This window comes from Nonomuraea sp. NPDC049725 (genome assembly GCF_040674795.1).
Taxonomy (GTDB): domain Bacteria; phylum Actinomycetota; class Actinomycetes; order Streptosporangiales; family Streptosporangiaceae; genus Nonomuraea; species Nonomuraea ceibae.
The window spans coordinates 445,292-459,991 of record NZ_JBFANJ010000003.1 but is presented as its reverse complement, the minus strand read 5'-3'; the positions used below and the strand labels follow the sequence as shown (position 1 = coordinate 459,991).

The window sequence follows — 14,700 nt, the reverse complement described above, 5'->3', positions numbered from 1 at the left end:
TCCTCCTCGCACCCCGTATAACCGGCACATTAGCCGCCGTCCAGGGTGGCCGAAAGGAAGGCCAATCATCTTTATGGGTGCCGCCGGATTTTCTGGGGTAGGGACAGGGGTTCCGGCGTGGCCGGGAAGCCGGGAGGTCCCCTATCATGCGCAGGGGCACATCGGGGGTTGACTGACCAATCCCACACTTTGTGAAGTACGGGGTTGCCACGCGATTTGAAGCCCCTTTTGATAGGAAGGCGCACACGTGGAAAGCGACGGAATGTAAGGGGATTCGTGCGGTACACGAGGCTCGGCCCGTCGGGGCCGGTTATCTCCGGCGTCGGGCTCGGCTCGCTCGCCCTGTCCGGCGCCTACGGGCCCGTCGGCGACACCGACGCCGACCGGCTGCTCCGGGCGGCGCTCGACGCCGGCGTGACCTTTCTCGACACGGCGGGCTTCTACGCCGCGGGCCACGTGGAGAGCATGATCGGCAAGGCGGTCGCGCGCCGGGGCGACGGCGTGGTGGTGGCCACGCGCGGCGGGGTTCGCCGTCACGGCCCGCGCGGGACCGTGGAGTCCGACGGGCGGCCCGGCTCCCTGGAGCGTGACTGCGACGCCTCGCTCAGGCGGCTGCGCACCGGCCGCATCGGCCTGTTCTACCTCGACTGCCAGGACGAGCGCGTCCCCGTGGAGGCGGGCGTGCAGCGGCTGTCGGAGCTGGTGGCGGCCGGGAAGATCGCCCATGTGGGGCTGACCGGCGGCACCCCGCAGCAGGTGCGGCGGGCGCACGCGGTGCACCCGATCAGCGCGGTCGCCGTGGAGTTCTCGCTGTGGGGGCGGCGGCCGTCGCAGGGGCTGCTCGACACCGTGCGGGAGCTCGGCATCGCCGTGGTCGCCGCCCGGCCGCTGGGCCGCGGGTTCCTCACCGGCCGGATGGGGTCACGCCCGGCGCTCGGGGCGGGCGACTGGCGGCACGCCGATCCGCGCTTCGACGCCGAGCAGCGCGAGGCGTGCGCGCCGCAGCTGAAGTCGCTGGAGGCGATGGCCGCCCGGCTCGACGTGGGGGCCGGCCGGCTCGCGCTGAGCTGGCTGCTGGCGCAGGGCGACTACGTGGTGCCGGTCCCGAGCACGCGCGACCCGGTGCACCTGGAGATGAACCTGGCGGCCTCGTCGGTCGAGGTGCCGTCGGCGACCCGCGACGCGCTGGCGGAGCTCTTCCCGGCCTGCCCGTCGGGTCAGTCGTCGCCGCCCCTGCTCTGAGGCGGGATGAGCGAGGCGGCCAGGGCCTTGTTGACGGCGTCGATGCGGGAGGCGGCGTTCAGCTTGACGAAGATGTTGCGCATGTGGCGCTTGACCGTCGCCTCGGCCAGGCCGAGCCGGCGGGCGATCTGGTTGTTGCTGAGCGCCTGCGCGGCCAGTTGCAGCACCTCCAGCTCCTTGTCCGACAGCACGCCGGTCGAGGGCGCCTCGACGCGGGCCAGGCTGCTGCGGGAGACGGCCAGCACGAGCCGCGACGGCTCCTCGTGGACGCTGCGCACGGCCGAGATCAGCTCGTGCCGGTGCACGCTCTTGAGCAGGTAGCCGCGGATGCCGGCGGCCAGCAGCCGGGTGAGCAGGTGCGGGCCGTCGTACATGCTGAGGATGATGATGCCGGTCTCCGGCGAGAGCGCGCGGATGCGGCCGACGGTCTCGGTCACCTCGTCGCCGGGGATCTCCACGTCGAGCAGCACCACGTCGGGCAGCGTCTCGGCGACCACGCGCACGGCGGTGGCGGAGTCGCCGGCCTCCCCCGCGACGCTGATGTCGCCGACCGACTCCAGGATCTCCCGCAGGCCCTCCCGGAACAGGGCGTGATCGTCGACCAGGACCACGGAGATCCGGGTGTCAGGCGTCACGCTGTCCACCGGGCCGCCTCTTGAGTGGGACGAAGAGCTGGACCAGGCAGCCCCGGCCCGGCTCGCTGGAGATGAGCACCCGGCCGCCGAGGAGTTCGGCGCGCTCGCGCATGGAGGTGAGGCCGACGCCGTCGTGCTCACGGGCCCGGGCGGGGTCGAAGCCGTGGCCGTTGTCCTGGACGGAGGCCGACAGCTCGTGCGGGGCGATGTTGACCCGGACCACGACGAGCTTGGGGCGGCCGTGGCCGAGCGCGTTGCGCACGGCCTCGCGGACGATGAGGAACGCCTCGTCGAGGACGCGCGGCGGGGCCCACGACTCGTCGCCGCTCACGTCGAGCCCGACGGAGACCACGTCGTCCTCGACGGTCTCGATGAAGCCGAGCAGCGCCTTCTCCAGGCTCTTGACCGGGACCTGCGGGTGCAGTTCGGAGGTGATCTGGCGCAGGTTCTCCATCGTCTCCTGGACGGCCTGCTGGGCGAGGCTGATCTTGGCGGCGGCGCGGGCGGCGTCCACCGGCCGGTAGACCTCCGACAGCGCGAGCTGCTGGTGGGCGACGCTGACGCCGTGGCCGATGCGGTCGTGCAGCTCGCGGGCGATGCGGCGGCGCTCGTCGTCCTGGGCCTCGTGGACCTGGTTGAGCAGGAAGCTGTGGTAGCTGTCGGCCGACTCGCGCACGCGCCGGGACAGGCTCTCCTCCATGCCGCTGACGGCCAGCGTGATCAGGTCGGCGGGCGAGTCGTACGCGTCCGCCAGCCCCCGGGTCAAATGCCGCAACGCCGCACGGAAGAAAAGTGAGCCCGCCTCAAGTGAGGCTTTGGGATGGACGCCGCCCGCGGCCCGCGCGTTTCCCACCTCGCGCGCGTGAAATTGATAGAGCTCGCCCACCTGCACCTTTCCGGCACGGAGCGTGGCCGCCACGTCGTCGAGCACCTGACGGGCGGTGGAGAGCGCGAGCTCGCGCGCGCTCTGATCTGCGAAGACGACGTTACCGGCGGTCTGAAGGGCTGATTCGAATTCGTTGAGGATTAAATCACGACACGATTCGACTAATTCCGCCGGGTCCCCCGTGGCCCCGTGTGCCGCCTCCAATGTCCCCCCTCCGCCGCCGCGCGTTGAGCGTTCTCCAAACTATCGCGCGACCAGGAGACACATGCAACATTTGGGTCAGATCCATGACAAAAACGCGGTCAGGTGAAGAAGATGTTGCGTTCCCATGAACGCTCCATACGGGCGGCGCGCCCGCCGCCGCCCGCCGTCCCCGCCGCCGGCGCCGCCCTCCGGGCCCCGCGCGGCCGGCAGCCCCGCCGCCGCCACCGCCACCACGCCCGCCGCCAGCGCCGCCACGACGCCGCCGAGCGGCGCCCGCGCCAGCGCCACCGCCAGGGCGAAGGCCACCAGCAGCACCACCGCGGCGCCCACCATGACCTGCCGCGACATCCGCTCCCCGATGAGCACGCCGAGCGTGCGCCGGCCGGCCGCCGTGTCGCCCTCGATGTCCGACAGGTCCTTGGCCGGCACGCCGACGAACACCATCCAGCCGATCGCCACCCCGGCGAACAGCACCAGCGCCGTCGGCGCGGCCACGCCGCCGCCCGCGGTCGCCACCGTGAAACCCGCCAGGTACGACAGCAGCCCCGACAGGCACAGCACCGCGACCGTGCCGCCCGAGGTGTCCTTCAGCGGCAGCGGCGGGCCCGAGTACAGGTAGCCCAGCACCAGGTTGCCGGCGATGATCCACGGCATCTGCCCCGGCAGGCCCGCCGTCGCCACCAGCGAGAGACACCCGGCCCCGGCCGCCACCACGGCGGCCAGCCGGGCGTCCAGGTCACCCCGGGCGATCGGCCGGCCCGAACCGTTGATCTGGTCCTCCGCGACGTCGGTCACCCCGTTGAAGAGGTAGATCGCGAAGATCGACAGCACCCAGGCGGCGGCACCCTGGGCGACCTGCGGGAAGGAGGCGGCGGCGGTCGCGGCCGGCAGCGCGAGCGCGACGCCGGTGAGGTAGCGCAGGGCCGAGACGGCCAGCACCAGAGGTCGGGCCTCTGCGACGCAGAGACCGAGGGCACGCGCGGACAAGGCTGCCATGTCCGCATTGTGAGCGGCCCGCGCCGGGCCTGACATAGGGGCGATCCGAAGGTTGTAGCCGGGACTGCGCCTTTCGATACGGGGGGTGGTACCCGGGGCTATTACCGGAGAACTCCTGATGCCCCGTCTTGCCCGGCCCGCGAGCCCCCTTATAACGTCCGGCCATAACGCCGGGAAAGCCGAACCGCGGGGGCCGGACCTCACCTTAGAAACGACTCCGGTGAATTCCAACCCCTGTTCCGAGGAAAACGAGGGTCACCCACGAAAGGAATTCCGCCATGCAGGGTGCCGGACGTTACACCGGTCTCACGCCCCTCGATCTGCCCGATCGCACCTGGCCGGGCAGGCGCATCCACTCCGCCCCCCGCTGGCTCTCCACCGACCTGCGCGACGGCAACCAGTCGCTGGCCCGCCCCATGTCGCCCGAGCGCAAGCTCCGGATGTTCGACCTGCTGGTGCGGATCGGGTTCAAGGAGATCGAGGTCGGCTTCCCCGTCGCCAGCCAGGACGACCACGACTTCGTCCGGCTGCTCATCGAGCGCGACCACATCCCCGACGACGTGCGCATCACCGTGCTGACCCAGGCCCGCGAGGAGCTCATCCGCGCCACCGTGGACAGCCTCAAGGGCGCGCCGCGCGCCACGGTGCACGTCTACAACGCCACCTCGCCGCTCTTCCGCGACCTGGTGCTCGGCGTCGGCCGGGCCGGCTGCCGCGACCTCGCGGTACGCGCCACGCACGTGCTGATGGACCAGGCCGGGCGCGCCCTGCCCGGCTGCGACCTGGGCTACCAGTACTCCCCCGAGCTCTTCAACGAGACCGAGCCGGACTTCGCCCTGGAGGTGTGCGAGGCGGTCATGGACGCCTGGCAGCCGGAGGCGGGCCGGGGCATCATCCTCAACTTCCCGACCACGGTCGAGCGGTCGCTGCCGAACGTGTTCGCCGACCAGATCGAGTGGCTGGGCCGCAACCTGTCGCGGCGCGAGCACGTGTGCCTGTCCGTCCACCCGCACAACGACCGCGGCACCGGGGTCGCCGCCGCCGAGCTGGCGCTGCTGGCCGGGGCCGAGCGCGTCGAGGGGTGCCTGTTCGGCAACGGCGAGCGGGCCGGCAACGTCTGCCTGGTGACGCTCTGCATGAACCTGTTCACCCACGGCGTCGACCCGGGCGTCGACCTGTCCGACATCGACGACGTGCGGCGCACGGCCGAGGAGTGCAACCAGATGCCGGTGCACCCGCGCCACCCCTACGCGGGCGACCTCGTCTACACGGCCTTCTCCGGGTCGCACCAGGACGCCATCAAGAAGGGGTTCGACGAGCTGGAGCGCCGCGCCGTCACGACCGGCGCCCCGGCCGCCGCGCTGCCGTGGCGCACCCCGTACCTGCCCGTGGACCCCCGGGACGTCGGCCGCACGTACGAGGCTGTGGTGCGGGTCAACAGCCAGTCCGGCAAGGGCGGCGTCGCGTACGTGATGAGCGCCTGGCACGGGCTCGCCCTGCCGCGCGGCCTGCAGGCCGACCTGTCGGCGCGCGTGCAGGCGCGGGCCGACGCCGAGGGCGGCGAGCTGTCGCCCGGCCGGATCGGCGAGCTGTTCCGCGACGCGTACGCCGACGACGGCGCGCCGGCGGAGCTGTTCGCGCCGGTCACGGCGACGCTCTGGGTCGACGGCGCGGTGCCGCACGGCCTGCGCCAGTCGCTCGCGCCGTGGGGCATCGACGTGCGGGCCGTGCACCGGGCCGCTCCCCCGCTGTCGCGTCACGGCGCGATCGGCCGGCGGCCCCTGGTCCGCCGCGCCCCGCACGACGCCGTCGTCTACGCCGAGTGCGGCGCCGGCACGGAGAGTGATGGCACGGGCGAGGGCACGGGCGGGGGCACGGGCGAGGTCGCGTGGGGGGTGGGGGCCGGGGCCGACGTGACGGCGGCGGCGTTCTCCGCCGTGCGCGCGGCGAGCGCCCGCCTCGCCGGCCGCGCCCACCACCGCCCCGCCCACCCCCTGAACCCGCACCCCCTGGAGTCGCGCTCTCTGGAGCCGCGCCCCCTGGAGCCGAGCGCGAGGGAGCCGCGGCCGAGGGAGCAGCGTCAGGTGGAGCAGCTTCCGCTCGCGGCCGCGGGGTGAGGCCGGCGATGGCCCGCGTCGTCCCCAGGAAGCCGCGCCCGCACCGCCGCCCCGGCCCCGAGGCCGGCCTCGACCTGCGCACCCCGTCGGGGCGCCGGCTCCCCTACTGACCCGACCGACCGAGTGCTGAGCAAGGAGGGCCGCCATGGCCGAGGACGTCGAGCGCCAGGAGATGGCCACGCTCCGGGAACTCCTGGACGAGGCCGCCGCCGGCCGGGGCCGCGTCGCGATGGTGACCGGCGCGATCGCCACCGGCAAGAGCGCGCTGTTGTACGGCCTGGCCGAGCACGCCGGCGACCACGGCGCCGTCCCGCTGACGGCGACCGGCTCGCCCGCCGAGAGCGCGCTGCCGTTCGGCGTGCTGTCGCAGCTCCTGCTCGGCGCGCGGATGTCGGAGGACAACCGCGCCACCGTGGCGAGCCTGCTGCGGGAGGGGTCGCGCGGCGCGGCCGGGCCGGGCGACGACGTGGACGTGCTGATCGTGGACGCGCTCTGCACGGTGCTGCTGGAGCTGGCGGAGCGGCATCCGCTGCTCGTCGTCGTGGACGACCTGCAGCACGCCGACCGCGCCTCGCAGCTGTGCCTGTCGCATCTGGCGCGGCGGATCGCGTACGCGCCGGTCATGCTGGCGGTCACCGTCCGGGACCCGCACGCGCTCGGCGGCCTGCACGCGGAGATGCTGCGGCAGCCGCACTGCCGCGCGGTCCGGCTGGCCCACCTGTCGGCGGCGGAGGTGACGCGGCTGGCGGCCGGGGAGGCCGGGGCCGGGCAGGCGGCCCGCTGGCACGAGCTGACGGGCGGCAACCGGCTGCTGGTGGACGCGCTGCTGGAGGACCACCGGATCGGCGACGGCCGGGGCGAGCGTTACGCCGAGGCCGTGCTCGCCTGCCTGCACCGGGCGGGTGAGGCCGCGCCGGGGGTGGCGCGGGCGCTGGCCGTGCTCGGCGAGGCGGGGCCGGTCGCCCGGCTGCTCGGCGCGAACGAGGCGGCCACCGCCAAGGAGGTCCTGGCCCTGACCCGGGCGGGGCTGCTGGACGGCGGCCGGTTCCGCGACGAGGCGGCCAGGTCCGCCGTGCTGGCCGGGCTGGACGACGGCGAGCGCGTCGGCCTGCACCTGCGGGCGGCCGAGCTGACCTACCACGACGGCGCGCCCGCCCCCGTGGTGGCCGGTCACCTGCTGCGCGCCGGTGACGCGAGCCGGCTGTGGGCGCTGCCGATCCTGGAGGAGGCGGCGGCGCAGGCGCTGCGCGACGACGGCGTGGAGTCCGCGATCGAGTACCTGAAGCTGGCGCTGCGGTCCTGCCCGGACGAGCGGCGGCGGGCGGGCATCGCGACCACGCTGGTGCGCGCCCGCTGGCGGATCGACCCCGGCACGCCCGCCGGGCAGCTCGGCGAGCTGACCGAGGCGCTGCGCCAGGGGCACCTGAGCGGCGGCGACGCGGTGACCCTGGCCAAGGCGCTGCTGTGGCACGGTCACGCGGCCGACGCCAGGAGCGTGCTCGGCCACCTGCGCAAACTGGACGAGCTGGACGAGCTGGACCGGGAGGCGGTGGCGGAGGTGACGGCGGCGCACGCCTGGTTCCGCAGCAGCTGCCCGCCGTTCCTGGCCGACCTGCCGGAGCTGAGCGACGAGCAGGCGGGCGGCGCCGCGTACTCGCTGAGCGCGGACCGCCGCACCGAGGCGGTGGGCGCGCTGGTGCGGGCTCTGACGCAGGGGCCGCTGCCGGAGACGGCGACGACGGCCGAGCGCATCCTGCGCGGCTCCCGGCTGGACGAGATGACGCTGGACACGGTGGAGAGCGCGCTGCTGGCGCTGACGTACACGGGCCGGGCCGACCTGGCCGCGCCCTGGTGCGACTCGTTCATCGCGGAGGCGGCCTCGCGCCGCGCGCCGGGCCGGCAGGCGCGGCTGTCGGCGATCCGCGCCGAGATCGGCCTGCGCCGCGGCGACCCGGCCGCCGCGGCGGCGGACGCCCGGCTGGCGCTGGAGCTCATCCCGCCGGACAGCTGGGGCGTCGCCGTCGGCGGGCCGCTGGGCAGCCTGCTGCTGGCGGGCGCGGCGATGGGCCGGTACGAGGAGTGCCTGCCGCCGGTCACCAGGCCGGTGCCGGAGGCGATGCTGGAGGCGATGCTGGAGACCCGGTTCGGGCTGCACTACCTGTACGGCAAGGGCCGCTTCCACCTGGCTGCCGGGCAGGCGCGGCAGGCGCTGCGCGACCTGCGGCTGTGCGGCGAGCTGATGGGCGAGTGGCAGCTCGACAGCGCCGAGTTCATCGCCTGGCGGCTGGACGCGGCGCAGGCGCTGATCGCCCTCGACGAGGCGGACGAGGCGCGGCTGCTCGTGGAGGAGCAGCTGGCGCGGGCCGCCGGGTCGCGGCGGGTGCAGGGGATGGCGCTGCGGGTGCTGGCCGCGACCGCCGAGAAGCGCCACCGCGTGATGCTGCTGCGTCAGTCGGCGGAGCTGCTGCGCGACGGCGGCGACACGTACGAGCTGGCCAGGTCGATGACGGGGCTGGCCGAGGCGTACCACGCGGTCGGCGAGTTCCGGCGGGCGGCCGTGATGGGCCGCCGGGCCCGGGTGCTGGCGCACGAGTGCCAGGCCGGCGCGCTGAGCCGGGCGCTGCCGGACGGGGCGTGGGAGGCGGGCGAGGCCGGCGCGCGGCCGGTGCTGAGCGACGCCGAGCGGCGGGTGGCGTCGCTGGCTGCCGACGGCTACTCCAACCGGGAGATCTCCGCCAAGCTGTTCATCACGGTGAGCACGGTGGAGCAGCACCTGACGCGCGTCTACCGCAAGCTGAGCGTGACCCGCCGCGCGGACCTGCCGGAGACCCTGTCGGCCCAGCAGCTCTGACTCACAGGGGGATGTTCGTGTGGCGGCCCCGGGCGCGGGGGGCGCGGGCGATCGCGTCGGCGAGCCGGGCGCGGGTGGTCTCGGGGGCGATGACCTCGTCGACGACGCCGAGGTCCACGGCCCGGCCGACGCCGCCGGCGGTGCGGCGGTGCTCCTCGGCGAGGCGGGCGCGCAGCTCCTCGCGCTCCTCCTCGGGGGCGGCGGCCAGGGCCTTGCGGTGCAGGACGCCGATCGCCGACTCGGCGCCCATGACCGCGACCTCGGCGCCGGGCCAGGCGAACGTGGTGGTGGCGCCGAGCGAGCGGGAGTTCATCGCGATGTAGGCGCCGCCGTACGCCTTGCGGGTGATGAGCGTCACGCGGGGCACGACCGACTCGGCGAAGGCGTGCAGCAGCTTGGCCCCTCGCCGGACGACCCCGCCCCACTCCTGGCCGACGCCGGGCAGGTAGCCGGGGACGTCGACGAGCACGACGAGCGGGATGCCGAACGAGTCGCACATGCGGACGAAGCGGGCGGCCTTCTCGGCGGAGAGCGAGTCGAGGCAGCCGCCCTTGTGGATCGGGTTGTTGGCCAGCACGCCGACGGTGGCGCCGCCGAGCCGCCCGAGCGCGACGAGGACGTTGGCGGCCCAGCGCGGCTGCAGCTCCTCCATCAGCCCGTCGTCGAGCACGGCCCGCACCAGGGGCCGCACGTCGTAGGCGCGGCGCGGCGAGGCCGGGAGCAGTGCGCGCGGATCGGCCACCGCCCCGGCCCCGGCGGCGGCGCACGTGCCGGGGCGGCCGAGCAGGCCGGTGAGGCGGCGGGCCCTGGCGCAGGCGTCGGCCTCGTCGGCGGCCAGGACGTGGGCGACGCCGGACTTCCTGCCGTGCGCCTCGGGCCCGCCGAGCCCGGCCATGTCGATGCGCTCGCCGGTGACGCTGCGGACGATCTCCGGGCCGGTCACGAACACCCGCCCGGCGTCGGCCATGACGACCACGTCGGTGAGCGCGGGCCCGTACGCGGCGGCGCCGGCGGCCGGGCCGAGGATGACGGAGATCTGCGGGACGACGCCGGACGCCCTGGTCATGGCGGCGAACATGCGGCCCACGCCGTCCATGGACTCCACGCCGTCGGCGAGCCGGGCGCCGCCGGAGTGCCACAGCCCGATCACCGGGCAGCCGGACCGCACGCCGTCCTCGACGGCCTCGACGATCCGGGCGGCGCCGGCCGCGCCGAGCGCGCCGCCCATCAGCCGGGCGTCGGTGCAGTAGGCGACGACCGGCGCGCCCTCGACCAGGCCGCGCACGGCGGTCACGCCGGTGGCGTCCTCGTCGTGCGGCGCGGTCATGGAGCCGGGGTCGAGCAGGCCCGCCAGCCGGACGGCGGGGGCGCGCGGGTCGGGGGCGGGTCCGGCGACGGGGGCTTCGGAGGTCTCGATCGTGGACACGACGGTCATCGCTGACATCCCTCACATGCTCGTCACGGGGACGGTTCGGGGACGGGGTCACGGCGAATCTCGCAACGCCGCGGCCGCCTGCCAACCCCTGTCCACGGCGGCGCCCGTGACCTGTTGTGGCCGTGGTTTCCGGCCGTTGACCGGCCCGTTCGCCCCGGGGTTCGATACGGCGATCCCCTTATCTGGAGGACTGTCGTGGCTCTCTGGTCCTTACCCGTCGTCACCGCGCTGGTCGCGGCGACGACCTTTCCCTATGGCGCCCCCCAGGACGTGACGGTGGAGCGCGATCCGGTTTCCCTGGTCAACGTCTTCCACGGGACGAAGGAGGCGGCGCCCGACTTCGACCACGGCGGCGGCGGGGGCATGACCTTCCCCGGCGCCGTCCTGCCGTTCGGCATGATGCAGTGGAGCCCCGACACGGTGGAGGACGCCGGCGGCGGCTACCGCTGGGAGGACAACCGCCTGCGCGGCTTCTCGATGACGCACATCTCCGGCCCCGGCTGCACGGGCGCGCAGGACTTCCCGGTGACCCCGTTCTCCGGGGCGGTCGGCCGCTCGCCCGCCACTCACGGCGAGGACTACGTGCAGACGTTCTCGCACGCCAACGAGCGGGCCTGGCCCGGCTTCTACTCCAGCACGCTCGACAGCGGCGTCAAGACCGAGCTGTCGGTCTCGATGCGCGCGGGCGTCGCCCGCTTCACCTTCCCGGCAGGCAAGCCCGGCACCGTGCTGCTCAACACCAGCGGCTCGGTCAACGGCGTCGACGACGGCGAGACCCGCATCAGCGGCAACACCGTCGAGGGCTGGGTGCAGACCGGCGGCTTCTGCGGCCCGCCCACCCGCTACAAGATCTACTTCCACGCCACGTTCGACCAGCCGGTCACCGTGTACGGGACGTGGAAGGACGACGAGGTGCGCCCCGGCGGCACCGCCGTCGCCAACGCCGGTCCCGCCCGGGTGCGGGGTGACGTGGTGACGTCGGACGACGTGGCCGTCAACGGGCCGGGCTCGGGCGCGTACCTGCAGTTCGACCCGGCGCGGCCGGTGCAGATGCGGGTCGGCCTGTCGTACGTGAGCGTCGACGGCGCCGAGCGCAACCTCCGCGCCGAGATCGCCGCCAAGAGCCTGGACCAGGTCGCCCGCGAGGCGCGCGGCGTGTGGGACGAGCGGCTCGGCAAGGTGCGGATCGCCGGCGGCACCGACGCACAGCGGCGCACCTTCTACAGCAACCTCTACCACGCGCTGCTCCAGCCGCACGTGTCGGAGGACGTGGACGGCGCCTACACCGGGTTCGACCAGAAGCCGCACCAGGTGCGGCCCGGCGAGCACCACTACGCGACGTTCTCCGGCTGGGACATCTACCGCAGCGAGGTGCAACTCCTCGCGCTGCTCGCGCCGGACGTGGCCGGGGACATCGCGCAGTCGATGTACGACAACGCGCAGGCCGTCGGCAACGTGTGGGACCGCTGGTCGCACCAGACGGCGATCACCGGCGTCATGGTCGGCGACCCGTTCCACTCGATCGTGTCCACGATGTACGCCTTCGGCGCGCGCGGCTTCGACGCGGAGGCGGCGCTGAAGGCGATGGCCGAGGCGGCCAGGCGGACCGGGCCGCGCGACATCGGCCATCCGCTGCTCGCCTACGACGAACGGCCCGGCAACGCGGCGTTCATGCGCGAGGGCCACGTGCCGTACGACCCGTCGGCGACGCTGGAGTACGGCGTGGCCGACTTCGGGATCGCGCAGCTCGCCGCCCGGCTGGGCGAGCGGGACACGGCGGCGGAGTTCATGCGCCGCTCGCAGGCGTGGCAGCACATCTACAACCCGGGCAGCGGGTGGATCCAGCCGCGCATGGGCGACGGCTCGTTCACCTGGCCGTTCGACCCGGCCGCGCCCGACGTGTACATGGAGGGCAACGGGGCGCAGTACCACTGGCTGGTGCCGCACAACCCGGCCGGGCTGTTCGCGGCGATGGGCGGCGCCGGCAAGGTGGTGCCCCGGCTGGACGAGTACTTCGGCGAGCTGAACGCCGGACCCGCCGTGGCGCGCGCCTACCTGGGCAACGAGGTGTCGCTGCCGTCGCCGTGGCTGTACGCGTGGGCCGGGCAGCCGTACAAGACGCAGGAGCTGGTGCGGCGGGTGCAGCGGGAGCTGTTCGGGCCGGGCCCGGACGGGCTGGTCGGCAACGACGACCTGGGCGCGATGGGCTCCTGGTACGTGTGGTCGGCGATGGGGCTGTTCCCGGCGATCCCGGGCCGGGCCGAGCTGCTCGTGAGCACGCCGCTGTTCGACCGGATCACGATCGACCGGCCGGGCGGCGACATCGTCGTCAACTCCTGGGGGCAGGGCTCGTACGTGCGGTCCCTGCGGGTGAACGGCGCGGAGACGGACCGGGCGTGGCTGCCGGAGTCGTTCGCCACCGGCGGCGGGCGGCTGGACTTCGCCGTCGGCTGGTCCCCGGACCGGAGCTTCGGCGCGGACCCGGCGGACGCGCCGCCGTCGTTCGGCGACGGGACGCTGCCGTACCTGGCGGGCTTCAGCCGGGGCAGCGGCCCGGTCGAGCCGGGCGGCACGTTCGCGACGGAGCTGGCGGTGCGCTCGACGGGCCCGGCCGCCACGCTGACCTGGGAGGCCAGGCCGCCGGACGGCGTCACCGTGTCGCCGTCACGCGGCACGCTCACCGTGGGCGCGGGCGGGCAGGAGCGTCAGGCGCTGGAGGTGTCGGTGTCCGGCGACGTGCCGCGCGGCTTCGTCAGCGTGCCGGTCGTCGTGGGCGAGCGGCGGGCGTCGGTGCGGCTCAACGTGGCGGCGCGCGGCACCCCCGAGTGGCATCACAACAACGTCGGCGTCGGCGACATGACCGCTCCCGGCGAGGCCAACATCGACGGGCCGGGCTTCAGCCTGTCGGCGCAGGCGCTGGCCGAGGCGGGGCTCACGCCGGGCGGCACGGTGACGTGGCGGGACTACTCGTTCACCTGGCCCGACCGCGGGCGCGGCGAGTGGGACAACGTGCGCACCGGCGGCAAGGCGCTGGAGGTGGCCGCGCCCGACGGCGCCACGAGCGTCGCCTTCCTGGGCACGGGCGTGAACGGCTGGCCCGAGTCGCAGGTCACCGTCACCTACGCCGACGGCACGACCAGCACCGGCAGGCTCGGCTTCAGCGACTGGATCCTCGACTTCGGCGGCGGGCAGCCGCAGTTCGGCAACGAGGTCGTGGCGCGCACGCCGCACCGGCTGTTCTGGGGCTCGTGGGCGTTGCAGCCGGTGCCGGCGCACGTGTACGCCTCGCAGCCGATCGCGCTGGACCCGGGCAAGAAGGTGCGCAGCTTCGCCTTCTCCGACCCGGAGGACGGCGAGCTGCACCTGTTCACCTGGGCGTTCAGGTAGCCCACACCGGGGCGGCGCCCCTCAGGCTCAGCATCATCGAGTAGAGGGACGTCGTCGCGGTGATGAAGACGCGGTTGCGCTTGAGGCCGCCGAAGACGAGGTTGGAGGCGCTCTCCGGCAGGTGCAGCCTGCCGAGGAGCGTCCCGTCGGGGTGGTAGGCGTGGATGGACCGGCCGACGGCGGCCCACAGGCGGCCGGTGTCGTCGAGCCGCATGCCGTCGTAGCTGCCGTCGGCGTCGCCCTGCTGCTCGGCGAACACCTTGCCGCCGGTGAGCGTGCCGTCGCGGGTGACCTCGAAGACGCGGACGTGGCGGCGCTCGGTGTCGGCGACGTAGAGCAGCCGCTCGTCGGGGGAGAACGCCAGGCCGTTGGGGCGGGCGAAGTCGCCGGCCACCATGCTCACCTCGCCGCTGCCGGGGTCGATCCGGTAGACGTGGCAGCCGTCGATCTCCGGCTCGGCCCGGTGGCCCTCGTAGTCGCCGAGGATGCCGTAGGGCGGGTCGGTGAACCAGACGGACCCGTCGGAGCGCACGACGGCGTCGTTGGGGCTGTTGAGCCGCTTGCCGCGCCACCGGTCGGCGAGCACGGTGACGGAGCCGTCGTGCTCGGTGCGGGTCACCCGGCGGGCGCCGTGCTCGCAGGAGATCAGCCGGCCCTCGCGGTCGAGGGTGTTGCCGTTGACGTAGCCGGCCGGTTGGCGGAAGGGGCCCACGGTGCCGGTCAGCTCGTCCCAGCGCAGCATCCGGTCGTTGGGGATGTCGCTCCAGACCAGGTAGCGGCCCGCGGGGACGTAGACGGGCCCTTCGGCCCAGCGGGTGCCCCGGTGGAGGCGCTCCAGGTTGCGGTCACCGGTGACGTCGGCGATGCGGCGGTCGAACGCCTCGAACTCCACGGGGATGAGGTCCACCCGCTCTTCTTACCAAGATCTGCCCCGCCCGGCCAGCACC

At 74.3% G+C, this 14,700-nt stretch carries 10 protein-coding genes; 5 read left to right on the top strand and 5 right to left on the bottom strand.

The window, feature by feature from the left end:
• The first annotated feature begins 276 nt into the window (after positions 1 to 276).
• Entirely contained in the window at positions 277 to 1,242 is a 966-nt protein-coding gene (locus AB0J53_RS10160; protein WP_364170714.1) for an aldo/keto reductase, read from the top strand.
• On the opposite strand, the gene AB0J53_RS10155 is transcribed toward AB0J53_RS10160, so the two are convergent.
• Together AB0J53_RS10155 and AB0J53_RS10150 are read right to left on the bottom strand one after the other, a co-directional pair.
• Complete coding sequence (locus tag AB0J53_RS10155; protein ID WP_364170712.1) at positions 1,218 to 1,877, bottom strand: response regulator transcription factor; 660 nt, start codon at positions 1,875 to 1,877, stop codon at positions 1,218 to 1,220. The genes AB0J53_RS10160 and AB0J53_RS10155 overlap by 25 nt on opposite strands.
• The gene (locus AB0J53_RS10150; RefSeq protein ID WP_219509609.1) at positions 1,867 to 2,652 is read right to left on the bottom strand and encodes a sensor histidine kinase; all 786 of its coding nucleotides are present in this window, start codon (positions 2,650 to 2,652) and stop codon (positions 1,867 to 1,869) included. Before AB0J53_RS10150 ends, AB0J53_RS10155 begins: the two co-directional genes overlap by 11 nt.
• Positions 2,653 to 2,697: 45 nt before the next feature.
• Between AB0J53_RS10150 and AB0J53_RS10145 the strand changes: the two genes are divergently transcribed.
• A complete protein-coding gene (locus AB0J53_RS10145; protein WP_219509608.1) occupies positions 2,698 to 2,886 on the top strand; it encodes a hypothetical protein in 189 nt (62 codons plus the stop codon).
• Positions 2,887 to 3,042: 156 nt separating this feature from the next.
• Here the strand turns inward: AB0J53_RS10145 and AB0J53_RS10140 are convergent, their stop codons facing one another.
• A complete protein-coding gene (locus AB0J53_RS10140) occupies positions 3,043 to 3,963 on the bottom strand; it encodes a UbiA family prenyltransferase (protein WP_364170709.1) in 921 nt (306 codons plus the stop codon).
• Between the two features lie 278 nt (positions 3,964 to 4,241).
• Between AB0J53_RS10140 and AB0J53_RS10135 the strand changes: the two genes are divergently transcribed.
• A complete protein-coding gene (locus AB0J53_RS10135) occupies positions 4,242 to 6,080 on the top strand; it encodes a 2-isopropylmalate synthase (RefSeq protein ID WP_364170707.1) in 1,839 nt (612 codons plus the stop codon).
• A gap of 145 nt (positions 6,081 to 6,225) precedes the next feature.
• Positions 6,226 to 8,931, top strand: coding sequence for an AAA family ATPase (locus AB0J53_RS10130; protein ID WP_364170705.1), 2,706 nt, complete (start codon positions 6,226 to 6,228; stop codon positions 8,929 to 8,931).
• A 1-nt stretch (position 8,932) separates the two neighbouring features.
• On the opposite strand, the gene AB0J53_RS10125 is transcribed toward AB0J53_RS10130, so the two are convergent.
• Positions 8,933 to 10,366, bottom strand: coding sequence for a carboxyl transferase domain-containing protein (locus AB0J53_RS10125; protein WP_364170703.1), 1,434 nt, complete (start codon positions 10,364 to 10,366; stop codon positions 8,933 to 8,935).
• Between the two features lie 195 nt (positions 10,367 to 10,561).
• On the opposite strand from AB0J53_RS10125, the gene AB0J53_RS10120 reads away from it, so the two are divergent.
• On the top strand, positions 10,562 to 13,753 hold the full coding sequence (locus AB0J53_RS10120; protein ID WP_364170701.1) for a GH92 family glycosyl hydrolase: 3,192 nt from the start codon (positions 10,562 to 10,564) through the stop codon (positions 13,751 to 13,753).
• On the opposite strand, the gene AB0J53_RS10115 is transcribed toward AB0J53_RS10120, so the two are convergent.
• Positions 13,746 to 14,660 (bottom strand): SMP-30/gluconolactonase/LRE family protein, encoded by a 915-nt coding sequence (locus AB0J53_RS10115; RefSeq protein WP_364170699.1) that lies wholly within the window; start codon positions 14,658 to 14,660, stop codon positions 13,746 to 13,748. The genes AB0J53_RS10120 and AB0J53_RS10115 overlap by 8 nt on opposite strands.
• Between the last annotated feature and the right edge of the window lie 40 nt (positions 14,661 to 14,700).